Source organism: Merdibacter massiliensis (genome assembly GCF_900155395.1).
GTDB lineage: Bacteria > Bacillota_I > Bacilli_A > Erysipelotrichales > Erysipelotrichaceae > Merdibacter > Merdibacter massiliensis.
This window is the reverse complement of record NZ_LT699724.1, coordinates 52,639-76,051: the sequence shown is the minus strand read 5'-3', so window position 1 is coordinate 76,051 and position 23,413 is coordinate 52,639. Positions and strand designations below refer to the sequence as shown.

24 protein-coding genes and 2 tRNA genes are annotated in these 23,413 nt (G+C 39.7%); 4 read left to right on the top strand and 22 right to left on the bottom strand.

The genetic code is table 11. From position 1 onward, the window contains the following. Window positions 1–8: 8 nt before the first annotated feature. The 13 genes from rsgA to BQ9859_RS05095 all read right to left on the bottom strand — a co-directional run bounded on the left by rsgA (window position 9) and on the right by BQ9859_RS05095 (window position 11,783). On the bottom strand, window positions 9–875 hold the full coding sequence (gene rsgA, locus BQ9859_RS05155; RefSeq protein WP_075877166.1) for a ribosome small subunit-dependent GTPase A: 867 nt from the start codon (window positions 873–875) through the stop codon (window positions 9–11). Between the two features lie 2 nt (window positions 876–877). Next, window positions 878–2,539 carry a Stk1 family PASTA domain-containing Ser/Thr kinase gene (gene pknB, locus BQ9859_RS05150; RefSeq protein WP_075877165.1) on the bottom strand — a complete coding sequence of 554 codons (1,662 nt, stop codon included), beginning with the start codon at window positions 2,537–2,539 and terminating at the stop codon, window positions 878–880. After that, window positions 2,532–3,281: a Stp1/IreP family PP2C-type Ser/Thr phosphatase gene (locus BQ9859_RS05145; protein ID WP_075877164.1), complete on the bottom strand. Its 750-nt coding sequence runs from the start codon at window positions 3,279–3,281 to the stop codon at window positions 2,532–2,534. The genes pknB and BQ9859_RS05145 overlap by 8 nt, the downstream gene beginning before the upstream one ends. Window positions 3,282–3,285: 4 nt before the next feature. Next, on the bottom strand, window positions 3,286–4,323 hold the full coding sequence (gene rlmN / locus BQ9859_RS05140; RefSeq protein WP_075877163.1) for a dual-specificity RNA methyltransferase RlmN: 1,038 nt from the start codon (window positions 4,321–4,323) through the stop codon (window positions 3,286–3,288). Window positions 4,324–4,425: 102 nt separating this feature from the next. Then, a complete protein-coding gene (rsmB, locus tag BQ9859_RS05135) occupies window positions 4,426–5,673 on the bottom strand; it encodes a 16S rRNA (cytosine(967)-C(5))-methyltransferase RsmB (protein ID WP_075877162.1) in 1,248 nt (415 codons plus the stop codon). Then, complete coding sequence (locus BQ9859_RS05130; RefSeq protein ID WP_075877161.1) at window positions 5,660–6,436, bottom strand: phosphatase PAP2 family protein; 777 nt, start codon at window positions 6,434–6,436, stop codon at window positions 5,660–5,662. The genes rsmB and BQ9859_RS05130 overlap by 14 nt, the downstream gene beginning before the upstream one ends. A gap of 2 nt (window positions 6,437–6,438) precedes the next feature. Continuing rightward, window positions 6,439–8,604 (bottom strand): replication restart helicase PriA, encoded by a 2,166-nt coding sequence (gene priA / locus BQ9859_RS05125; protein ID WP_075877160.1) that lies wholly within the window; start codon window positions 8,602–8,604, stop codon window positions 6,439–6,441. 93 nt (window positions 8,605–8,697) lie between these two features. Continuing rightward, window positions 8,698–8,771, bottom strand: a tRNA-Cys gene (locus tag BQ9859_RS05120). Window positions 8,772–8,783: 12 nt separating this feature from the next. Beyond that, window positions 8,784–8,870, bottom strand: a tRNA-Leu gene (locus tag BQ9859_RS05115). Between the two features lie 112 nt (window positions 8,871–8,982). Beyond that, window positions 8,983–9,690 (bottom strand): sporulation protein YunB, encoded by a 708-nt coding sequence (gene yunB / locus BQ9859_RS05110; RefSeq protein ID WP_075877159.1) that lies wholly within the window; start codon window positions 9,688–9,690, stop codon window positions 8,983–8,985. Next, window positions 9,629–9,922: a DUF1805 domain-containing protein gene (locus BQ9859_RS05105; protein WP_075877158.1), complete on the bottom strand. Its 294-nt coding sequence runs from the start codon at window positions 9,920–9,922 to the stop codon at window positions 9,629–9,631. The genes yunB and BQ9859_RS05105 overlap by 62 nt, the downstream gene beginning before the upstream one ends. Window positions 9,923–9,992: 70 nt before the next feature. Continuing rightward, complete coding sequence (gene rbr, locus BQ9859_RS05100; RefSeq protein WP_075877157.1) at window positions 9,993–10,532, bottom strand: rubrerythrin; 540 nt, start codon at window positions 10,530–10,532, stop codon at window positions 9,993–9,995. A 57-nt stretch (window positions 10,533–10,589) separates the two neighbouring features. Further along, window positions 10,590–11,783 carry a carbon-nitrogen hydrolase family protein gene (locus BQ9859_RS05095; RefSeq protein ID WP_075877156.1) on the bottom strand — a complete coding sequence of 398 codons (1,194 nt, stop codon included), beginning with the start codon at window positions 11,781–11,783 and terminating at the stop codon, window positions 10,590–10,592. 148 nt (window positions 11,784–11,931) lie between these two features. Here BQ9859_RS05095 and BQ9859_RS05090 point away from each other — a divergent pair, with 148 nt between their 5' ends. Then, a complete protein-coding gene (locus BQ9859_RS05090) occupies window positions 11,932–12,666 on the top strand; it encodes a TrmH family RNA methyltransferase (protein ID WP_075877155.1) in 735 nt (244 codons plus the stop codon). A gap of 16 nt (window positions 12,667–12,682) precedes the next feature. Here BQ9859_RS05090 and BQ9859_RS05085 read toward each other — a convergent pair whose 3' ends face one another. The 4 genes from BQ9859_RS05085 to BQ9859_RS05070 are packed head-to-tail and all read right to left on the bottom strand — an operon-like array spanning window position 12,683 to window position 15,282. Beyond that, window positions 12,683–13,468, bottom strand: coding sequence for an HAD hydrolase family protein (locus BQ9859_RS05085; protein ID WP_075877154.1), 786 nt, complete (start codon window positions 13,466–13,468; stop codon window positions 12,683–12,685). A 33-nt stretch (window positions 13,469–13,501) separates the two neighbouring features. Next, window positions 13,502–13,855 (bottom strand): hypothetical protein, encoded by a 354-nt coding sequence (locus BQ9859_RS05080; RefSeq protein WP_075877153.1) that lies wholly within the window; start codon window positions 13,853–13,855, stop codon window positions 13,502–13,504. A gap of 2 nt (window positions 13,856–13,857) precedes the next feature. Then, a complete protein-coding gene (locus tag BQ9859_RS05075) occupies window positions 13,858–14,289 on the bottom strand; it encodes a peptidylprolyl isomerase (RefSeq protein ID WP_075877152.1) in 432 nt (143 codons plus the stop codon). Window positions 14,290–14,310: 21 nt separating this feature from the next. Continuing rightward, on the bottom strand, window positions 14,311–15,282 hold the full coding sequence (locus BQ9859_RS05070) for a retropepsin-like aspartic protease (protein ID WP_075877151.1): 972 nt from the start codon (window positions 15,280–15,282) through the stop codon (window positions 14,311–14,313). 85 nt (window positions 15,283–15,367) lie between these two features. On the opposite strand from BQ9859_RS05070, the gene BQ9859_RS05065 reads away from it, so the two are divergent. The 3 genes from BQ9859_RS05065 to BQ9859_RS05055 all read left to right on the top strand — a co-directional run bounded on the left by BQ9859_RS05065 (window position 15,368) and on the right by BQ9859_RS05055 (window position 17,435). Next, window positions 15,368–16,228, top strand: coding sequence for a DUF4438 domain-containing protein (locus BQ9859_RS05065; protein WP_075877150.1), 861 nt, complete (start codon window positions 15,368–15,370; stop codon window positions 16,226–16,228). Between the two features lie 98 nt (window positions 16,229–16,326). Further along, window positions 16,327–16,845 (top strand): flavodoxin family protein, encoded by a 519-nt coding sequence (locus BQ9859_RS05060; protein WP_075877149.1) that lies wholly within the window; start codon window positions 16,327–16,329, stop codon window positions 16,843–16,845. Continuing rightward, window positions 16,827–17,435, top strand: a complete 609-nt coding sequence (locus BQ9859_RS05055) for a hypothetical protein (protein WP_075877148.1) — start codon at window positions 16,827–16,829, stop codon at window positions 17,433–17,435. Before BQ9859_RS05060 ends, BQ9859_RS05055 begins: the two co-directional genes overlap by 19 nt. A gap of 139 nt (window positions 17,436–17,574) precedes the next feature. On the opposite strand, the gene BQ9859_RS05050 is transcribed toward BQ9859_RS05055, so the two are convergent. The 5 genes from BQ9859_RS05050 to eno form a co-directional block, all read right to left on the bottom strand. Next, window positions 17,575–18,273: a Bax inhibitor-1/YccA family protein gene (locus BQ9859_RS05050; protein WP_075877147.1), complete on the bottom strand. Its 699-nt coding sequence runs from the start codon at window positions 18,271–18,273 to the stop codon at window positions 17,575–17,577. 71 nt (window positions 18,274–18,344) lie between these two features. Next, a complete protein-coding gene (locus BQ9859_RS05045; protein ID WP_075877146.1) occupies window positions 18,345–19,991 on the bottom strand; it encodes an oleate hydratase in 1,647 nt (548 codons plus the stop codon). Between the two features lie 109 nt (window positions 19,992–20,100). Continuing rightward, window positions 20,101–21,684, bottom strand: coding sequence for an ABC1 kinase family protein (locus BQ9859_RS05040; RefSeq protein ID WP_075877145.1), 1,584 nt, complete (start codon window positions 21,682–21,684; stop codon window positions 20,101–20,103). Further along, window positions 21,674–21,991, bottom strand: coding sequence for a phasin family protein (locus BQ9859_RS05035; protein WP_075877144.1), 318 nt, complete (start codon window positions 21,989–21,991; stop codon window positions 21,674–21,676). Before BQ9859_RS05035 ends, BQ9859_RS05040 begins: the two co-directional genes overlap by 11 nt. A 95-nt stretch (window positions 21,992–22,086) precedes the next feature. Beyond that, on the bottom strand, window positions 22,087–23,400 hold the full coding sequence (eno, locus tag BQ9859_RS05030; RefSeq protein ID WP_075877143.1) for a phosphopyruvate hydratase: 1,314 nt from the start codon (window positions 23,398–23,400) through the stop codon (window positions 22,087–22,089). Window positions 23,401–23,413: the final 13 nt, after the last annotated feature.

The window sequence follows — 23,413 nt, the reverse complement described above, 5'->3', positions numbered from 1 at the left end:
CCTCCCTTTCAATAACGACTTGGTGCATCTTGAATCTGCTGTGCAATTTCTGCATAATGACGATAGCGCTCTTTATTTATTTTTCCTTCATCTACCGCTTGTTTGATTGCACAACCCGGTTCTTTTAGATGTACGCAGTCTTTAAAACGACACTGGCCTAAATAAGGTTGAAAATCCAAAATACAGTTTGCTAACGCTGCAATAGACATATATTGGAAATCTAACGAAGAAAAACCTGGGGTATCCGCAACCCAGCCTCCTGCAACAGGATGCAGCTCACAATGTCTCGTCGTATGCTTGCCTCTTCCCAATGCCTTGCTTGTTTGTTGAGTTCGAAGATGAAAACTCGGTTCGATTCGATTCAACAAGGAGCTTTTACCGGCACCCGATTGCCCTGTCAATACAGAAATTTTTCCTTTCAAAAGAGATGTCAATTGTTCCTCATCATACCCATTGCCACTTTCAACAACAGTATATCCACTATCCCTGTACTCTTGAATAGAATGATGGATCCACGAATCATCATCGATCAGATCCATCTTTGTAACACAAAGGATCGGCTGAATACCAGCATAACATATTTGAAAGATCAAGCGATCGATCAATACCGTTGAATAATCTGGAATCTTTGTAGACATCACGATTATTGCCTGATCTACATTCGCAATTGCCGGGCGACGCAATTCATTGCGGCGAGGCAATATTTTTTGTATGCCATTCGATGAATCGAATCGCTCTACTTCAACAAAATCTCCTACGATAGGTGATCGTTGTTTGCGAAGCTTTCCCATCGCGATACAACGTAACGTTTCTCCGTTATCTAAGCGGACATCATATTGGTTCGATATGATTTTGATAATTTTTCCTCGTTCCATATTTAATAATAATACAGCACAATATAGCTGTCTGTTCCCTCCTGTGTATAGGTTTTATTTGGACTTGGATCGCAGCGAACGACAACACCTGACCCAAGCTTTTCTTCTTCGTTTAGAGTATCTTCACTGATCCGGCTTGTGACCACAGCTGCGCCATAGCCGCTTAACAGATTTTTCGCTTCTTGCAGATCCATTCCGATAATATTCGATGGAATCGTAAAACTTGGAGAAGATGCAATAGTTAATGAAATTTCATTATCTGCTAATGGATCAATTTTCTCTCCGACTGGTATGCTTTGTGATAAAATTGTTCCTTTTGTTACATCAGAACGCGGCACTTCACTTTGTTGAATTCGAATATTGACATGATTGCTTGAAAAAATTTCTCTAAGTTCCGGCAAGGTCATCCCTACATAGTTTTCTACTGTGAAATAACCTCCTCTGGAAACTTTTAAAATGATCGTATCATTTTTCCCTGCTCGTTTATTTTCTTCTGGATCCACACTGCTGACATTTCCTTTTTCGACTGTTTCATCCAATACTTCCTCGATTGTGATCTGATTGCGATCAAAGCCGGCTTCCTCCAAAAGAGCAATTGCATTTTCGCTGGATAAACCGACAACTTTTGGAATCGGTGTTCCTAACCAGCCATTGAATGAAAGGACTCCAGTCGCAAACAAGGCCACTATCGAGACCACTACCAACGAAAAGATAGCAGTACCTATTGCCAAGATCCATTTACGTTTTTTCTTTCTTGATTTCTGCTGTTCTACCTGTAAATGTCCATCTTCTACCTTTACTGACAGGATTGGATCATTTTCCAATTGAATGCGAGACACATTTGCATATTGCGGCATTTGACAATGTGCAAGATCATCAATCATATCATCCACACTAGCATAACGCTGTTCTACACGCTTGGCCGTTGCTTTCAAAATGATATTTTCTACTGATTGGGGAATTAAAGGATTAAAATCTCGAATATATGGCATTGGTTCACGCAAATGCTTGATTGCGATTTCCGTCGGTGTATTTCCATTGAATGGAACTTTCCCGCTTAACAACTCATAAAATACGATACCTAGTGCGTAAATATCTACAGCAGTGGTAGGCGCCTCTCCTTTGGTAGTTTCTGGAGCTAGATAATGTGCGCTTCCCATTACCGTATGATTTTGGGTTAACTGAACCGAATCATGGGCAACAGCAATTCCAAAATCTGTGATCTTGACGGTTCCATCATCTTTCACCAGTACGTTTTGCGGTTTGATATCCCGATGAATGATATGTTTTTCATGGGCTAATGAAATGGCACTGGCTAACTGCATCATGATATCGATCGCTTCATCCAAATTCAATGCCCCGCGCTGTGTAATTAATTGTTTTAAGGTACGGCCGCGGACATATTCCATCACGATATAATGCCGGCCTTCACTTTCTCCTACATCATATACATCAACGACATTTGGATGCGACAGTTTGCTGGCCGCACTGGCTTCCCGTTGAAAACGAAGCAAGGTCATAGGATCATGGGATAATTCCCCGCGTAAGATCTTGATGGCAACCTCACGATTTAAGATCGTATCAATTGCCTTGTAAACGTCAGCCATACCTCCCTGTCCAATATTGGTAACAAGCAAGTAGCGGTTCGCTATTAACTTATCCATGGGCTTCACCAGCTTCCTTCTGTACAAGGATAGCGGTCACATTGTCATAACCACCCATATCATTGGCAATTTGAATCAACATCGTTACTTTTTCTTCACTTGACTTATTTTGATCAGACAGAATACTTTGAATGGTATCTTCACTGACATAACCATGCAGGCCATCACTGCAGATCAATAAATTTTGATAATCCTCCCGTATTTTATGAATATCAATCTTTATATGATCCCATACTCCCAATGCGTTTGTTAACATATTGCGTGCCGGATGTACTTTTGCTTCCTCCAAAGTAATGGATCCACTTTTTACCAGATCTGCAATATAGGAATGATCTTCTGTCATTGCTAAGAAAGAATCTTCATAAAGTGCATATACACGTGAATCCCCTACATTAAAGACAAATGTACGATCGTTACTGCACAAGATTCCAACACAGGTCGTTCCCATGCCCCTTTGTTTGACACTTCGCATAGCAGCTGTAAACACCTGATCATTTGCTTCTTCCACTACATGTTTGATCCAGTCAACGATTTCTGGTTCACTTTTGAATGGCATTGCTTTTTGAAAACATTCCTGCAGATAAATAACTGCCATCTTGCTGGCAACTTCACCAGCAGCAGCACCGCCTATCCCGTCACACACACAAGCAAAAAAATCCCCATTTTTATTTAACATGCAGCAATAGGAATCTTCATTTATTTTTCTTTTAAGACCTTTATCGCTTGCTCCATAATAATCCATCGTCTCACCTCTTCTGCAGATGTTTGACACGCAGCTGTCCACATGCCGCATCAATGTCACCGCCATGCTCTTTGCGAATGGTACAGCGAACTCCCAATTTCATCAACTGATCGTAAAAGACCATCGCCGAAGCATGATCTACACCTTGAAAACCATTTTCATCTACCGCATTATAAGGAATCAAATTGATATATGCATTTCGTTTGCCAATTAATTTTGCTAATTGTTTTGCATGTACAGGCTGATCATTGATTCCTTTCAATAATATATATTCAAAAGTTAATCGCCGGTTATTTTCAGAGCCGTACTGATCCAGCGCCTCCATCAATTCAGCTAATGGATAGGCATGATTGATCGGCATCAATCGATTCCTAAGTTCATCATTGGGGGCATGTAAAGAAACCGCCAAATTATACTGCGTATGTTCCTTTGAAAATTCTAAGATTCTAGGAACAATTCCACAAGTAGATATCGTAATATGGCGGGCACCAATACCCAATCCGCGATCATGATTAACAGTTGCTAAAAAATTCATGACCTCTTCATAATTATCAAAAGGCTCACCAGTCCCCATCACAACAATGTGGCTCACGCGATCCCCTTGCTGATCCAATTCTCTTTGAATATAAAGTACCTGTGCAACCATTTCTCCGCTTGTCAGATTTCGCTGCTTTTTTGTTAATCCGCTTGCGCAAAAGGCACATCCCATATTGCAGCCTACCTGTGAGGTAACGCAAACACTTTTCCCATAATCAAACAGCATCAAAACACTTTCAATCAAAGCGCCATCTTCTAAAGCAAACAAAAATTTGGTTGTCCCGTCTTTTGCGACTTGCTTATCACGTAATTGCAAAGGCGAAATTACAAATTCCGCCTTTAACCGATCTCTGGTCTCTTTGGATAAATTGCTCATTTCATCAATATCCGTTACACGGTTACGATATAACCACTGAAAGATCTGATGTCCGCGGAATTTTTTCCAGCCTTGTTCTAATGCAAATTCCTGCATTTGGTCATAATTCATATCATATAAACTTTTCATTTTCTCACCGTCATTACTCTTTATTTACAATCTTGTAACATCGTTCCTATTTTACCACATTTTCCCCTTTAAACAAAGAAACAAACAGGACCGTTCCACTATTTATTCTTCCTTTTTTAAAAGCAACGCAATATAAAAACCATCCGTTCCATGTTCATATGGAAAAATAGTTTGTTCTTTCTGCAATAGGAAAGAGGGATGTTCCTTTAAAAAGCGCATGACTTGTTTTTCATTTTCTTTTTTATTCAATGTGCATGTCGAATAGATCAACCGTCCATTTGGACGTACTTTTTTACTTGCACAACACAAAATTGCATATTGCAGGGGAATCAATGTATCCATCGCAGAAGGATTTAAATGTGTTTTGATATCACTTTTTCGTCCCATCACACCATAACCGGTACATGGCACATCGCATAAGACCCCGTCAAAAGCCGCATCAGCAACTTCTTCCAGCTTTGTAGCATCCATCACATGTGCATCCAAGATAGAAAGGGATAGGCGCTTTGCCCCTTGTTTGATCAATTCAACACGGTGCGGATGAATATCGCCACATACGATCAAACCTTGATTGTGCATATGTTCTGCCATATGCGCCGCTTTTGATCCTGGAGCACTGCACACATCCAATATTCTCTCATTTGGCTGAGGATCCATCCATAAAGCAACCATCTGGCTTGCTTCGCTTTGGATAGAAATATCCCCTTTTTTATACTCTTCACTTTCTGCCGCATTGCCTTTTTCCAAATACAAAGCGTCTTTGCTCAAACAGCCGCAACGATACTTCCCTGTTTCCATCAATTTCTCTCTGCTTGTTTTCATTACATTGACTCGAACACATTGCGGATGAATCTGGTTGATGCTTTCACATATCTTTTTGCAAGCCTCTTCCCCGTACTGGCTCTTCCACATTTGTACGATCCACTCTGGAAGACTTGCCCGCAGAGAAATGGCCTTCCATTCATCTTTAGGCAGTTTTCGCTCTCCTTCTCGTTGAAAACGGCGCAAGACACCATTGACCAATCCCTTTGCCTTAGGCTGCACCTGCTTGCTCAGCTCCACTGCTTCATGAATGATCGCATACGCAGGAATCGCATCCAGAAACAATAACTGATAAATACTCATATCCAATAAATACATGATTCTTTTATCCGGCAGTCGTTTCACCATATGTTCCCATTGATAACGCACATAACGCTGATTCTGCAAAGTGCCATAGACAATCATAGAAGCCAACGCACGATCTTGTTCATTTAATTGATGAAGATGATGTTGCAAATATAAGTTGCTGTATATTTTTTCATCACAGATTTCATAAAGTGCTTCCACACACCATTTACGTACATTCATTCAAACGATTCCTCCACTTATTTTCAATAAATTGCCAACATAGAACAGCAATCATCATACCTGCTGCTGTATCACTCAAAAAATGGGCTCCCATGATAATTCTGGAAATCATCATCAAAGCAATCAAAAACCATACAATGAACATCAGCCAAATAGAACGATGTTTTCGTATATCGGAAATGATCGTATACAGGCTTAACAGAGCCGCAGCAAATGAACTGGTATGTCCGCTGGGAAAAGAAGTGCCTCCCTGTCGGCAGGGAATATACCAACTGCAAAATTGTGTCATCTGTTCCAAATCGCGATATCTGGTTCTGCTCCATAAACATTTCATCACAGTGACGATCAAGAAGACGGCAAAAAAAACTTGTAAAAAGAATACAATGTATTTTTTTGCTTTTTTTCTGTGCCATGGTGTCATTATCTGATACAAACACCATTGCAGGATCAAAAACAAACTGCAGCAAAACAAAGAATACCAGCTCCAAATCGGATAAGAAAAGAAAGCTGAAAGATCATACAACGCAAAAAAATCAGCAAGGAATACCACAATAATAAAATAACAGTGCTTACGATCCATCAGCAGCAAAAAACAACAAGCGAGACAAAATTTTAAGATGATCGGATAACCATCCTGCAAAAAACAAGCCCATCCAGTCGATGGCTGGTAAAGCGCAAAGCTGATTGCCAGATCCCATTTTGCTGCAATGAACAACAACAAGATACTGATTGCATATACTCCTTTGATCATTCTTTTTTCCATATTTACTCCAATAACAATAAATCAACATCGATCTCCATGCGTGCACGCAGCTTCGCCTGTCGGTGTGCTTCGAACATTTTACGCAAAAGCAGTGCCTGCCCTTCCCGATCTCTGCCTTTTAAGATCACGCGATAACGATATTCATCTTTCTTTTTGCCTAATGCAATAGGACCAAGGACCTTGCAAATAGATTGTCCCTTCAGAAAGGACAAGGCTGCCTGCGCCCCTTCTTGAGCAATCTTTTCCTGATGATGCACAAAGAAAGCAGCAGATAGATAAGTATAAGGCGGATATTGTGCCAGATGACGAAACTTCATTTCTGCAACAAAGAAATGTTGATAATCATGTCTGGCAGCACATTGAATAGCATAATGTGTGCAATCATAAGCCTGTAAGATCACTTTCCCTTTTTTCTTGCCTCGTCCGCTTCTGCCACAAGCCTGTTCTAGCAAATCGAATGTCAATTCCCCGCTACGATAATCTTCACTTTTTAAAGATGCATCGCCATTCACAATCCCAACCAGAGTCACATTTTCATAATCCAGACCTTTTGCGATCATTTGCGTGCCAATCAATATATCCGCACCAATGGAAAATTGTTGCAGCAACTGTGCATGGGCTCCTTTTCGTTTGGTTGCATCACTATCCATACGAACGATCTTCGCATCGGGAAAACAAGTTTGCACATATTCTTGCAGGCGTTGTGTTCCTGTTCCTACATAACGCCAATGCTCTGCATGACAAGATGGACAATGCTTCGGCATAGGACGAGAATATCCACAAATATGACATTTCATGCGATGATCATCCTTATGATAGGATAAGGCTACATCACAATGAGGACAAGTCAGCACCTCACCGCAATCCATGCAACGCAATACCGGTGTATAACCACGGCGATTCAACAACAGCATCACTTGTTCTCCTCTCGCCAGGGTCGCCTTGATTTCTTCGTATAGCCGATCCGACAAAATCGCACTTTGACCGTTTCGAATACAAGCGCCCATATCTACGATTTCTACCGATGGCAATTGCTGATAGATCCGATGTTTCATTTCAATTAACTGATAAACGCCTTTATAAGCTCTTGCATACGTTTCTAAAGAGGGGGTCGCACTTGAAAGAATCACTTTGCATTGATGATATTTGGCTCTCCAAATGGCAATATCACGGCAATGATAACGCGGCATACTCTCTTGTTTATAACTCGTATCATGTTCTTCATCCAGGATAATTGCCCCTAACTTTTGAAACGGCAAAAAAACGGCACTGCGTGTACCGACCACAACTTGTACTTTCCCCCTGCTTACCAATTGATATTGTTCATATTTCTGTTGATCATTTAAATGTGAATGATAGATTGCCACTTGGTCTCCAAAACGCTCTTCCACCGCTCTTTGCATTTGCGGCGTCAAAGAAATTTCGGGAACTAAAAACAATACCTGTTTTCCCTGTCGGACCACTTCAGATGCATAACGTAAAAAAACTTCACTTTTCCCGCTGCCCGTGACCCCATGCAAAACATATGCATCATACCCGCTATGTTCCTGTAATCGTTTCAAAGCCGCCCTCTGTTCCTCAGTCAATGAGAAAACAGGACGCTTTGGCATGCTCTTGTTAGACAGAGTTTGTTTCTCCCTTTTTTCGATCCTCACGCAGCCTTTTTGAATCAATATCTTCGCAATTGACTTGTATCTCTTGCGGTATTCTGCAGCAAGCATAGGCGATTGATATTGAAATTCCTGCAGCACTTCCAATTGACGTTTAGTCAAGTCCTGCTCAAAATGATCAAATACTGCAATTTGCTCATAAATAACTTTTGCCTTATTTTGGCTTGGCTTTAATACTTTCGGAAGCATCGCCTGATAACAGCTGATGGTCGAAGCAACATAATAGGAAGCCATCCATTTTCCTAAAGCGCGCAATTCATCATTAAGCAATGGCTGCCGATCGATAACATCGATGATCTCCCGGATCTCATAGGATAACGCAGCCACCTGTGAATCAGAAAGTTCTTGAAAAGAATCAACGAAACCAATGATTTTCTGTTTTCCAAACGGTACCCAGACACGCATACCCACTTCCAAATGCTCTTGTGTATATTGATAAGAAAAACACTGATCTAACGCTAAAGATGGATGTTCGATATATACGTTCACCAGTTTCATTTCTTTCACCTCACTTGTTATCATGGTATCAAATTCTGTTTTTTTCTACAACTAAAAAAACAGATTGGAAAACCAATCTGTTTCTTTTTTTATTGGAGGTTCCGACCGGATTTGAACCGGTGATCACAGAGTTGCAGTCTATTGCCTTACCACTTGGCTACGGAACCATGCAATAAAAATGGTGGGGACAGTGGGACTTGAACCCACACGGGATTTCTCCCAACGGATTTTAAGTCCGTTGCGTCTGCCTATTCCGCCATGACCCCATCTGTTCACGTTGCTGTTTTATTATATCTTATTTTCAAAAAAAAGCAAGAGTTTTTTTATAATTTTATCAATTAATCTCAACATGAACATTTTTTCATCATTGGCCCTATTTCACAATACAGGAGAAGTCCAATTTTGATACATCTGCGGGGTTTGACCATGAATGATTTCTACGATGATCGGCAATTTTAAAGTGTGTGTATATTCGCTGATAGATAAGACCGTCAACACCTCTGCCTGTAATTCAACTACCAAATATAGTTCAACAAGTGTATTATTGACCCCATAAGGGGAACATTGTAATTGAAAATGACCACTTACATCATTTAACATGCGAAATCGAATATTTAGTTTTGGACCGAAATTGCTTAAAAATGGCAAATGGGTCAAATAACCGATCGGCAATTGATAGATCACACCGTTTTCATATAGCGTCTGATCCAAAGTCGGATCTACTTCCCCCTCTTCTGCAGCCTCTAGAGAACGATCGACCGTGTGCAGCATTTCATATAATAATTGATTCAACTGGATCGTATCCACATCCACATTGGTAATATATCCATCCTCGTCACGTTCAATGTTCAGCAATGAAGATGTATCATATTCCATCGTCTGCAAGATCTGGCGTACGATATTATTCATGGCAATGCTGCTTTGTTGTTTTGCAATGACTTGTAACTGCGGTTCGATCCAATGATTAAACATCCGGATGAAAGAAAAGAGAATCATTCCCAATATAATAAAACAAATGATCCATTTACGTCTGCGGATCCATTTCTTTCTGCAGGAATAGTAATGCTTCTTTCGCTTCCATGCCAATTTGAACACCCCTCGATTGTGCTTTTTTGCTCATTTTAACAATAGGCAATGTCAATAAGTTTTCCGCATCTGATTGATATACGCAAAGTACGATATCTTCTCTTTCAATAAGCTGTAATAAATACTGATTGACCAAAATCATTTGTTCATTCATGATGCATTGAATTGGATACCATCCCACTGATAGTTGTAAATAATACTGTTCCCCTATGACCACCCTGTGTACATCCATAGATTACCTCCTCTTTCTATTCTATGCAGAACATAAAAAAAAGATACGACGATTGCCGTATCTCTTATGATTAATAGTTTTCTTTACGAACCTCAAAATATGAGCGTGCGTGTTTGCAAACAGGACAAACTTCTGGAGCACTTTTTCCTTTATGAAGATGTCCGCAGTTCAAGCATTCCCAAACCGTCTCTTCGCTCTTATCAAATACAGTACCATCTTCAATATTGCTCAGTAATGCATTATAACGTGCTTCATGTGTTTTTTCAATTTCTAACACGCCTTGCATTGCTTCAGCAATTTCATCGAAGCCTTCCTCTTTTGCTTCTTTTGCCATACGAGCATACATGTCTGTCCACTCATAATTTTCACCGGCAGCTGCATCTTTTAAGTTTTCTACAGTAGAAGGGACAGCTCCGCCGTGCAAATATTTGAACCATAATTTTGCATGTTCTTTTTCATTGTTTGCTGTCTGTTCAAAGATATTTGCAATCTGTACATAGCCATCTTTTTTTGCTTTTGATGCATAATATGTGTACTTATTGCGAGCTTGGCTTTCTCCTGCAAAAGCCTCCATTAGGTTCTTTTCTGTTTTTGTTCCTTTTAAGTTCATAGTCCTACTACCTCCTGTTTTTTATTATATAACATATACACGGAAAAGAATATCATTTTACATCGAATTGTTCGTCATCATTAACATTCTTTTTTGTAAATTCTCTCTTATCACTGCTCTTAAATATTGTATGTACTTTTTATCAATTTCATTACTCAAATTTATTCTTTGAAACTGAATCCATGTTTTCACTATTGTTTCTTCTGCTGTGCCCAAATCTTTTAACAGCTCATCGATTTGATGCGACAGATTCCTATTTTGAAATAAACGAAGACAGATACCGTCAATGCTGTTAGTTTCTTCATAATAAGCAATGATCACTGCTTCTAAAGTCAGTTCATCCAACGAACGAATCACTTTTGCTTCCAGTAATTGAGCCGGTGTAAAATCAGCCAATAAAGTAAAACTGCTTTTTCTTTTGCCCCAATCAACCGTTTGAAATACAGGAAGACCTATATCCGTTTTCCATAACCAGGGACGATGATATATCATGGAGACATTTTTAGAAAAGGGATCATTCATTAATGTGAATTTTCCTATTTTCTGTTCTAAAGCATCAAACAGGCAAGCCAAACGCTTCTGCTGACCAGCTAAAGAAACCTCCATGCTTTGTTCTTCCGTACAAATATGCAATCCTTCCACATACTCGCTGAAATGCAGCACTTTATGTCCCTTCGTTACAAAACAGCGGCCGTCAAATAAATGAACACCTCTATCATCCTGCCAAAATCCGCCCGTATTGACATATACTTGTGTCGCTCCTTTAGGATCTATCGAATGCTGTGTCGCATCAAGAGTAATATTCATGGTCGCTAACTGCAACTCATCATGAAAGTTTAATGCAATCAACTCATTTTGATATTCGATCAATTCCGCATTCTCCATGCTGTCAAAATAGCGTGCATCATTGCAGATGGTTCCTTCATATCCTTTTACCCGGATTTCCAAATGCTGCTGATATGCAAAAAAAGCACAATTAAAACAGCGGTTTCCCCGATATCTTACATTTCCCCATACAATTGCGATCTTATTTGCCATCGCAGCGATTTCTTCATTCCAGCGGTCTGCATACGAACAAAAATCTTTATCCAGCCATCGATCTCCTAACGGATATCCTGTAACAGCATTCTGCGGAAAAACAATCAGATCCGCCTGTTTTTTTTCCGCACTTATGATATATTGTTTCATCAATCTGACATTTGCATGGCAATTTCCTGGATCCACCGCCATCGATACAACTGCAATCTTCATCATCATCACCTGTCTTTTTTATGTTTCTATCATATACACAGAATAAAATTGATTGTCAAGCTATCTGTGTTAGACTGCTTGTTAAGCTTAGCCATATCTTGCCAATAAAAACTTATTTTTCTATAATGTATATGAATGTGAGGAAATTATGGAACGATATTTACTAGAAGGAAATATTTCAGTGAAAGCCGCCATCTTAGGCAATGTACGAGAAGTGCATGAAGTAATTGTCGACGAAAAGAAAAAAGACCGTGATACAACGTGGATCTTATATCGGGCGCAAGAACGATCAATACCGATTCGCAAGTGTCAAAGGCAAGAAATTGACGCCCTGGCAAACGGTCATACACATGGAGGGATCGTATGTTATTGCGGTGAAAGATGCTATCAAACACTAGCCGACTGCGACAAATCCGGCGATTGCTTTTTAGCATTGATAGAAGGGATTGAAGATCCATTTAATTTTGCCTCTGTATTGCGCACATTGTATGCCAGCGGTTGTGACGGTGTGATCTATTCCAAACGCAATTGGCAAAATGCGGCAGGCATCATCGTAAAAGGAAGTGCTGGTGCAAGCGAGTTTCTTCCACAAATCTGCTGTGATGACCTAACGTCTGTTCTGCATGAACTTGCTAAACGGCAAATCCCCCTTTACTGCGCCGAAAGAAAAGATGCCATTAGTTTATATGAATTTTCTTTTCCCTCTCGCTTATGTATTGCGATCGGCGGAGAAATGCGTGGTTTAAGCAAAACAGTGAAAAATGCAAGCAGGCAAAACATTTATATCCCTTACGGCCGTGAGGTGCGCAATGCACTGAATGCCGTCAGTGCAACTGCTGTCTTTTCATTTGAAATATTGCGACAAAAACAGCGAGGACGCTAAAAAGCATCCTCTTTTTTCATATCCATCCAAAATGTTTACATGCACGATAAATACCATCTTCATCGCTTGCCGGACAGACATAATCTGCCAGTTCTTTCAATTCTGGTATCGCATTGCCCATAGCGATGGAAAATGGTGCATCACGAAACATCTGTCGATCATTTGGACCATCTCCAAATACAACGACATTCTTTTCATCTTCTTGTAAATGATCGATCATCCTTTGGATTCCTTTATACTTGTCATCTGGTTCTATGATGATAAATTGATCATCCATATAATGCATGATGCCGATTCCTTTCGGCAATAACGGCAAAATCAACGATTGTATTCGTACCAGATCCCCTGCTAGAAACAAGCGGCGAATTCCTTGGGTCGTAAGCTGAAATTGCGGATCTATCTGTACATCCATAAAATTTGAAAAATCGCCAGCATAACGATGAAATAAATCATTGGGGGAAATCCGTAAACGATTATCCTGCAAGGAAACAGCGATTCCCATCTTCTCCTTCATTGCTAATTCATAAATAGGATAGAAGACTTCTTGATCAGGCAATTCATAGGATAACGTTTCATAATCGAACACAAGCTGGTTTCCACCTTCACAAACCATATTCGGGATCTGAATTTGCTTTTGAAACGCGCGAGCGCGAAATGCCGCACGGCCAGTCGCCAGTGCAATAAAATGTCCATTTTCTTGTAAAAGACGCAGAGCTTCTTTTGTGCTATCGTACACAAATCCAAACTTATGTGCGCTCGTCAATGTTCCATCAATATCAAAAAAGATCAATTTACGTTCCATTTTCTACCTTCTCCTTTTAAAAAGGGCTATCTTTTAATCACCAAAAAGATAGCCGCAATAAATATACATCATCTTGATATAAAAAACATTATTGCCTCCAATCAGATCCAAAAACTGATTCAGCCATGAAAAAGAAAAGAATCCTAATTGCAGACAAAGAAAGAGTATCGTAAAAACAATTGCGAATACTTTTTTAAAAACTCCTCCATTACGTCGACCATGACTTTTATTCAAGAACATTCCAAACAGAAAAAGCGAGGCAACTTCCACAATCAACAAGATCATATTCTGATAAGGAATCTGCATGTAAGCATTCATCAAGCGTGTGATCAAAGCCGCAAGTATCAAGACCAATAAAGGAGTGCCTAAACGTTTGATATCATTCATTCTTACGCATCCACCGATACACTTTCCATGACATCACCATTGTGCATGGAACGAACTGCTTCCATATTGCCTGTTACTTGGCCAAAAACAGTATGTACTCCATCCAAATGCGGTTGTGGTTCGTGGACGATAAAAAATTGACAACAACCTGTATCTTTTCCACGATGTGCCATAGAAATAGCACCTGCTACATGACGGTGTGGATTTCCTTTTGTTTCACAGGGAATCGTGTACCCCAAATCACCTGTACCATTTCCATATGGACATCCGCCTTGTGATACAAAACCAGGAATCACACGATGGAACGTCTTCCCATTATAATACCCTTCTTTAACTAGTTTTACAAAGTTTGCAACTGTAATCGGTGCATCTTCCTCATATAATTCAAAAGGAATCACTTCTTTATTTGCCATTACAATTTTACCCGTTATCATCTTACTTCCTCCTATTTTCTATCATGTTAACAAAACAGTATGTTTACTATTGACAAATCGAATCCGCCTGCCCGCAAAGATCTCATTGCCAAAGATGCCATCAAATGGACATCCTTCATAAATTTCAACAAAAGCACTGATACATCCATACAACTGTATATCGGCACGATCCACATATAGATGCACCCGATCTACAATTGGAGATACCATTTCTTCCCTACCATGCACCCCAAAACCAATGACTTTTGCTTCACTAAGGATACGCAAATCCCTTTTCTCAATGTATTTGCTGCCTAACCAGCTTTGTTTTGCCCCTGTATCAATTCCAAATAATGCAGTCTTTCCATCCGGTTCTTGCACAACCAAAGATGGAAAGCTTCCTGGCAGCAAGTTTCGATGATCGAAACGGTAACGGTTTTTTACGATTTTCATCCGTTTCTCGATCGTATCAAGCTCAAAATCTAGCATTGACAACAAATCCCAGCCTAATATTCCATCAAAGCGCAGAAGATCTACACGAAGAAAAGGAAGCGAGAAACGCTGTTCATCTAACAAGACCAATGGTACATTGTTCCAGATGACACCGCCTAAACGTATTCGGTTGGCACGAACTGCATGCAGTTTCATTTTTGTTGCTCCCACACTTCCAATCTCTAGATCTCCTGGAATCTTTTCTAAATGAAGCTGTTCACAACACCGCTTGCGGATTCCGCTGATCTGTGCTCCTGTATCAATCAAAAAACGAAATTTGACACCATTGACAGCAACGATCGTCTCGTATAATCCAAAAAGATTGCGGGACAAAGGCAATTCAAATTCTTCTATTGTCTGCTTTTTAGAAAATGGATGCGCTTGGTCACAAAGCATCTGATAAAAAGGCATTTGGGTCAAAGGAACCTGAAATTTTGACAAGCGTGTATGCATATTTTCATATTCCTCAGCCATGATCGGGTGCGGATCACAGCTACGTATTTTTATGTGATGGAAAAACATCTCATCACCTCCTGTGAACGCATGCTCTCATTATAGCATACTTTTTCTTCCTGGTGTATAATGAGAAAAAAGGAGTGAACAAGAAATGAAAACAAATATAGATCATTTACCAATTATGAGCATAAGCGGCAATGTTGATCATCCTACTTTATCCGGTGACGGCCATTGGGTCGGTTATGATGGTTATGGAAGAATCGCCATGTCTGTAGGAGGCATCGTCTATAATTACGCAATGCTGGATAGCTGTATGGGAATTGCCGGAGATCATATTGAGCCAGGTGTATCCATCAAAAATGCAGGTGACAAACAAAACAAGGCTTTGATGTCCTTTGCATGCGTAGGCAATGAAGCGCGCATCACCAACGGCCCTGCACAAGGCAGTATTGGTTATGTTACAGGCAAACACGGCGGCATCGACCATGTAATGGTCTATTTTCCAAATGAGATCTTAGAAATGATGAATGGAGATGAACGCATATTGATCAAAGCATATGGGCAAGGATTCAAATTATTGGATTATCCTGATATTCAGATCATGAATTTGGATCCATCACTGTTCAATGCAATACCATTTAAGGAGGAGGACCAGGCGCTCTATGTACCGGTAGTTACGACGATTCCTGCCTTTCTTATGGGCAGCGGTCTAGGGTCTACAACGATGATGAATGGGGATTATGATATCATGACGCAAGATAAAGAGGCAAATGAGCGATATGGAATCAATCAACTGCGCTTTGGCGATTTGATCATGATCGAAGATCATGATAATAGACATGGACCACATTACCGAAATGGAGCCTGCAGCATCGGGGTGATCGTACATTCCGACTCATTCACAAGCGGACATGGACCAGGTGTGACTGTTCTTTTCAGTGGAAGCAAAAAGAAACTGCGTCCCCTCATTGATCCAAATGCAAATATTGCCAATTACAAAAAAATCTCATAAGAGATTTTTTTTGGGAGTTATTCCCTTTTCAGTGCTTTCTAATTCCCTCTTTTACGCGAACATACTATAATATAGCCTGATAAAAAAAGGAGGCATACATGAACTTAATCATCAGTGATCACCCACTTGTTTTAACTGAAAAGCAAGAGCATTCATTTGAATACATCGATCTGACTAAACAAAATATGCACAACTGTGTTGGTTGTTTTGGATGTTGGACAAAAACAATCGGCAAATGCGTCATCCGTGATGACGCAGTAAAGATCTATCCTCTTATCGCAAAAAGTGAAAGAGTTCTCTATGTCAGCAAATTAGCATATGGAGGTTATGATCTTCCAATGAAGACCTTGTTAGAAAGAAGCATTCCCATCCAGCAGGCATTCATTCGTCTGCACGAAGGGGAAACACATCACGTGCAGCGGGCAGTCGTCGCAAAAGATGCAACGATCATCGCTTATGGAGACATCTCAAAACGAGAGGCATCCATTTTCCAAAAACTAGTTGCACGCAATGCAAAAAATATGAGTTTTAAAAATTATAAAGTACTTTTTGTTCCAGAAGAGAAAGTAAATGATATCGTGTCAAAAGAGGTAGAACAATGGAAAAAATATGGTTAATCAATGGCAGTCCACGTCCCCCAAGATCTAATTCTAGGTTATATGCACATATATTTGAGAAATATTGCCATATGCCTTATCAGTATATAGAAATCAATAAAAATAACACATTAGAACTCTGCGAGCAAATAAAGGATGCAACAGAAATACTCTTGATATTTCCTTTATATGCAGATTCTCTGCCTGTTCCCCTTTTAACCTTTTTAAAAGCGCTAGCAACACATCTGCCAGAAAATCGCCCCACTATTTCCGTCCTGATCAACTGTGGTTTCTTAGAACCCCGCCAAAATGACATTGCGGTCGAAATGATCCATTTATTTTGTGATCAACATGATTTTCCTTTTGGATCTGTTTTAAAAATTGGAAGCGGAGAGGCTATTTTACAGACGCCTTTCAAATTTCTGGTGAATAGAAAAATTAAAAAATTAGCCGTTTCTATCCAAAGAAAGCAGAATCAAACGTTTCAAGTAACCATGCCGTTATCAAAAAAGATGTTTATCAAAGCTTCTGATGTATATTGGGAAAACTATGGCAAGAAAAATGGTGCAACAAAACAAGAAATGCAATCAATGCAAATCGAGCAAAAATGATATATATAAGCAAAAAGATGCCTCAACGAAAAGGCATCTTTTCTATTGCAATCGTAGCGCATGCAGTCCTGATGGAGCAAAAAAAAGCAACCTCAAGCAGTCTTGATAACTGTTTGAGGTTGCTGCGGTCTTACAAACATTAGTTTCTGTTGCCTACCATTTGCAAGATGTACAAGAAGATATTAATAAAATCCAGATACAATTCGAAGGCAGAATAGATAGACAAACGCTGACGCATCATTTCATCATCACATTGCAAATATAAAACCTTCATCTTTTGTACATCATAAGCCGTCAATCCTGTAAACAGCAATAATCCAATGGTCGTCAATAGCATGATGCTGCCGCTAGCCCCTGTAAAAGCAAGAATGACTTCTGCGATGATCAAGACAATCAAAGAGGTATAAAGCAGCGGACCAAATTTTAATAAATTGATCTTTGTCGTATAGCCGATGACAGCAAGAGATCCAAAATAAACGGCAGTAATCCCAAAAGCGAACATGATTGCCTGGGGATCATATGCAATGCCAATAATGGAAAATGTAAATCCAGTAATCAAAGAATATACTAAGAACAGCATACGTGTCGTAGAAACAGGACGTTGTGTCAAACGCGAAGTAAATGCAACCACGACACCGATCTGCAAGATAGCCATCAACAAGATATACATTCTTCCTAAACTAAATAAAACACGCAAATAAATACCTGAAAAATAGAAGAACGCTGCACTCACTGCTGTCACTAAAAGGCCAAGTCCCATCCAGCCAAATGTGCGCATGGCATGTTTGCGCATACCTTCTTCGATAGAATAACCACTTTGATAATTTTGTTCGTACATACAATCATCTCCAATCTATGATATGCAATATCAGTATAGCATACATTTTGCTGACGTGCAAAAGAACCAATTTATTCCACCTGACGCAAAAGACGAACCGCCTTTGCTTGCTGTTTCAAATTTTTAGCAATCTGTTCTTTACGTTCTATCTGTGGATGCATCAAATTCTCTACAGTATCATATGCCTGTGCAACTTGATTTTCTAACCAATTGCATGAAGCTATCTTACGATATGGCGATAATACTGCGAAATTGCTGTCATTTAATTTTGCAGAATTCAATACCGGTTCATTTTCTGCAAGCTTAGCTGCTTGTGCATGCGGCAATACGCAAGGTATAGCTGCATTGCATTGTTTTACGATCTCTTCTAGATGCTCCTGCAGTCCTAAATGTGACAATAGCTCAATAAGGATTTCTTTTCCTGTGCACTCTGCAAAAGGTTTTCGAACATAATCACCTAATTCAAACGGATACAAGACACTGCCATATAACGAAATATCCGCAATTTCATCTTTCGTATCTGACTGTGGATTCATATAAAATGAAAGTCCCCAATTGGAATCTGCCAGACACCAAAATCTGTTATCGATATTCGCCTGCTGCAATAATGCAATAAGATCTGTTTCTTTCAATTTTATGATAAATGTTCCCTGTGCACCATCTTTGGGTTCAAAAAGCTTGCCAGGCACATTTAGTTCACTGCGGTGGGAAGCCAAACAATTCCATAAATCTTCGCTTTCAGCAGGGATTTGACAAGAAGCATCCATCGATCCGAATGCTGCCCTTCGCTCTTCTTCACCTAATGCGCAGATGCACAGATCGTCGCTATTCACCTCTATCTGATAGCGTTGTTTTCCTTCTTGAACGAGCAAATGATTGGCTCGTAAGTTATATGTGTCACTAAATCGGATATCGGTTATAGATGCGCCAATATGAAAATGAACACCATAACCTTTTAAATAGGAATACAAAGGAACGATCAATGCATCATAGGGATGTTGAGGTAACTGCATCCATCCCTCCAATGTCTTTATATGCCGTAATTCCTCTGTCTGCGTCAACAATAATGTACGTAAAAAACGTACTGAAGAACTTTCTTTTAACTCATATAACGTTCGTAATAAAATCCAAAAATCACTTTGGAAAAATAGCGAATTTTCTCCAAACCAATCTTGAACGCTGACTTTTTCTAATTTCTCATCTGAAGTTAATACTAATTTTTCTAAGAATCGGCGTTCTTTTTTTCCTACTCCCAAGCTGCCCTCTTTTTGTGAACGCAACACTGGAAGTTTTGTCAAGGTGAAAGGATGATCTTGATTAAAATGCACAATATCACCTTTTACAGAAGCGCCTTTATTTTCAACAGAAGGAATACTGCGAAACAACTCCCAAAAACGACAGCAATCATTTTCGTGTAACCATACATTTCCATTTAACACGACCTCTTTATTGTTGGCTTTACTGCATCTGCCGCCAAGAAATTCTTGTGGAGCAAAAATGTGGATATTGTCTCCATCAAAATTATAGTCACGTATCAAATAAACTGCCACTGCTAAAGAGGCCAGTGAAGTATCCGATAAATAAACATGCCTGCCTCCGCCTGTTGAAAAATGGATTCCCGGCTGTTTGTTATTCTTTTGTTTCATTGTATAAGCAGCACCTGCAGCCAACACAGCTCCTCCTGCTGCGAAAGCTGCAGCCATCTTTTTATAATCCATGATGTAAACCTCCCGTCTTTTAAGAATCTTGCTTCCATTATAATGCAGTTTATTAAAAAGTAAAGCATTCCCGACATTTTCACACAGTTCTAGAAAATATCGAGAATGTTTAACGTTTTACATGTGTATGAAACAGCATCCAGATTCCGATCAACACAGCTGCAATGTATCCCATAAATCCTAAGGCTGGAATTCCTAATATCTGCGGCGTCATTTCTGTCGTACAGATCAAAGAAGAACCAATCAATAGAGCTGCAGCAACAATGCACATAATTAATTTATTGACGATCTTGTCAATTAAATAAATAGGCTGATAACTATCCATTACCTCTAAATTTACCTTTAATCTTCCTTTATTGATCAAATGAAGTGTCTGCGAAAATTGTGAAGGAATACGCAGGCCTTTTTGAAGATGATCCAACGCATTACGGGAAAGCTTTTTCGTTTCTTCCTGTATATGCTCCTTTGAAAACAGACCTTGTCCAGTCATATAATTGACAGCCGTTGTAATGATATTAGTGGTCGGATCCAACAAGGCAATAGTGCTCTCCGCACTGATCAGTCCTCTTGCCAACATCGAAATACCTTTCGGCATGGAGATACGATGTCGATGGGCAATTGTAAAGATCTCTTGTACAGCTTTTCCCAAATCGATCTCTTGCAGATTCTTTGTCATATAAGCACCCATCAGCTTTTCTAGATCATCATATAAACGATTATAATCATACTGGCCATCGTGAACACCTAAAGTCAGGATCACTTCAGTTAATTCGCTGATATCATTACGGGCCATCGCGCTAAATGCTCTACGAATCTGTTCTTTATCGCGATCATTTAACTGCCCCATCATGCCAAAATCCAGCCAAACGATCTTTCCATCGCGTATACGCAAGTTTCCCATATGCGGATCAGCATGAAAGAAACCATCATGAATGATCTGTTTCATATAATTATCGGCCAGTTTGGCGGCAATTTCTTTCAAATCGTATCCGTCTTCCTGCAAGCGATCATATTCATCAATATTATAACCATCTATATATTCCATGATCAGCACTTTTGATGTAGAGAGATCTTTACGAACAAAAGGCAACGATATATACTGGATATCTTTATTTAATGCAGCAAAACGTTGCATGAAGCTAGCTTCATTGATAAAATCCATCTCTTGTTTTGCCGTTTCCCAAAATTCATCTAAAACAACATTGACATCAATCACATTACTAAATACATCCGAAAGATGCAGCAATTTACTGGCTCTTCGCAACAAAGAAATATCGCGTTCCATACGCTCATAAATGAAAGGACGCTGTACCTTTAATACCACTTCTTCTCCTGTTTGCAATACTGCACGATGTACTTGTGCAATAGAAGCTGATCCAAGTGCATGTTCATCAAAGGAAAGGAACATTTCTTCTATATCGCATCCATATTCTTCTTCCAAAATTGAATGAACGACAGAACTTTCCATCGGTGCCACCTGCGTTCTCAACTTCATCAGCTCATCACAATACCTTTTAGAAAACATATCTTGTCTGGAAGACATTAACTGTCCGATTTTGACGAAAGTGGGACCTAAATCTTCGATGATCTCACGCAGTTTTACTGGATCAATTCCTTTTGTAATCTGATGTTTATGCAGGATGGAGATAATCTGTGCCAGACGGCGTTTACTTGTCAATGTTTCATTCTTCATTTGCAACCGTGTTCTCCTGTGCTTGGATGACGGCTTTCAACTCTTCTAATTCTTCTTTTGATAAAGATTTGACCTGTTGCTGGAGTTTCTCAAAGCGCTGTTTTGCACATTCCTCTTTTGCGTCTTCTACCTTCGAACGTACATGGTGTTTTAATTCTTCATTCAAAATTTTTCCTTGTTCGACGCTCACCTCTCCCTTCTTAACCAATTCATCAATTATTTGCTTTGATTTCTCGGCAGTTAGTGCAACTGTACCAATCCCCAAAAGGATCAATTTTTTCATATCTTCACTTAATTGATCGATCATAAGAACACCTCCTCTTTCCTATATTGTAACACTTTCTCTGATTTCTATCATTGTATAAATAAAAAAACCGTGGCATCACCACGGTTCTTCTAAAATTATTTCTTGATGTTATAGAAAGCGTTCTTTCCTAAGTACTGGGCAATGTTGTTTGCTCCACGCTCGTTCAATTCATCTTCGATACGAATCAAACGGTTGTACTTAGCAATACGGTCTGTTCTTGACATAGAACCTGTCTTGATCTGACCTGCATTTAAACCAACTGCGATATCAGCAATTGTTGTATCTTCTGTTTCACCGCTGCGGTGAGAAACAACACAAGTGTATCCAGCTTCTTTTGCCATTTCGATAGCATCGAATGTTTCAGTCAATGTACCAATCTGGTTAACTTTGATCAAAATTGCATTAGCGATACCTTTTTCGATACCTTCTTTTAAGATAGAAGGATTAGTTACGAACAAGTCGTCACCAACCAACTGAATCTTATCTCCTAAACGATCAGTCAGTTTCTTCCAGCCATCCCAGTCACGTTCTCCTAAACCATCTTCGATAGATACGATTGGATATTTTTCAACCCATTCAGCATACATATCGATCATTTCATCTGTAGTCTTAGTTCCTTGACCTGATTTGCTCAGTTCATACAGACCTGTTTCATGATTATGGAATTCAGAAGCAGCAACGTCCATAGCGATGCAGATATCTTCGCCAGGTACATAACCAGCAGCTTTGATTGCTTCCACGATCAATTCCAATGGTTCCTCATTACCTTTTTCACAAGAAGGAGCGAAACCACCTTCATCACCTACGTTCGTGTTATATCCACGAGCTTTTAATACTTTACGCAAGTTATGGAAAGTTTCAGAACCCATGCGTACAGCTTCTTTTTCGTTCTTAGCGCCTACAGGCATGATCATGAACTCTTGGAAATCAACAGTAGAGTCTGCATGAGAACCACCATTTAAAACGTTCATCATAGGAACAGGCAATACTTTTCCGTTGAAACCGCCAAAATATTTATATAATGGCATACCATAGAAGTCAGCAGCTGCCAAAGCACATGCCATAGAAACACCTAAAGTAGCATTTGCACCTAAGTTTTTCTTGAATGGAGTTCCATCTAAATCCAGCATCAGCTTGTCGATTGCATTTTGGTCTAAGCAGCTCTTACCAATTACTTTTGGTGCGATGATTTCATTTACATTCTTCACCGCCTGCTGTACACCTTTACCCATGAAGCGTCCTTTGTCACCATCACGTAACTCTAAAGCTTCTCTTTCTCCTGTGCTTGCGCCGCTTGGTACGATAGCGCGTCCAAATGCACCACTTTCTGTTGTTACTTCAACTTCAACAGTTGGGTTACCTCTGGAGTCAAGCACTTCTCTTGCATAAACATCAACAATAATTGACATGTCAAAATTCCTC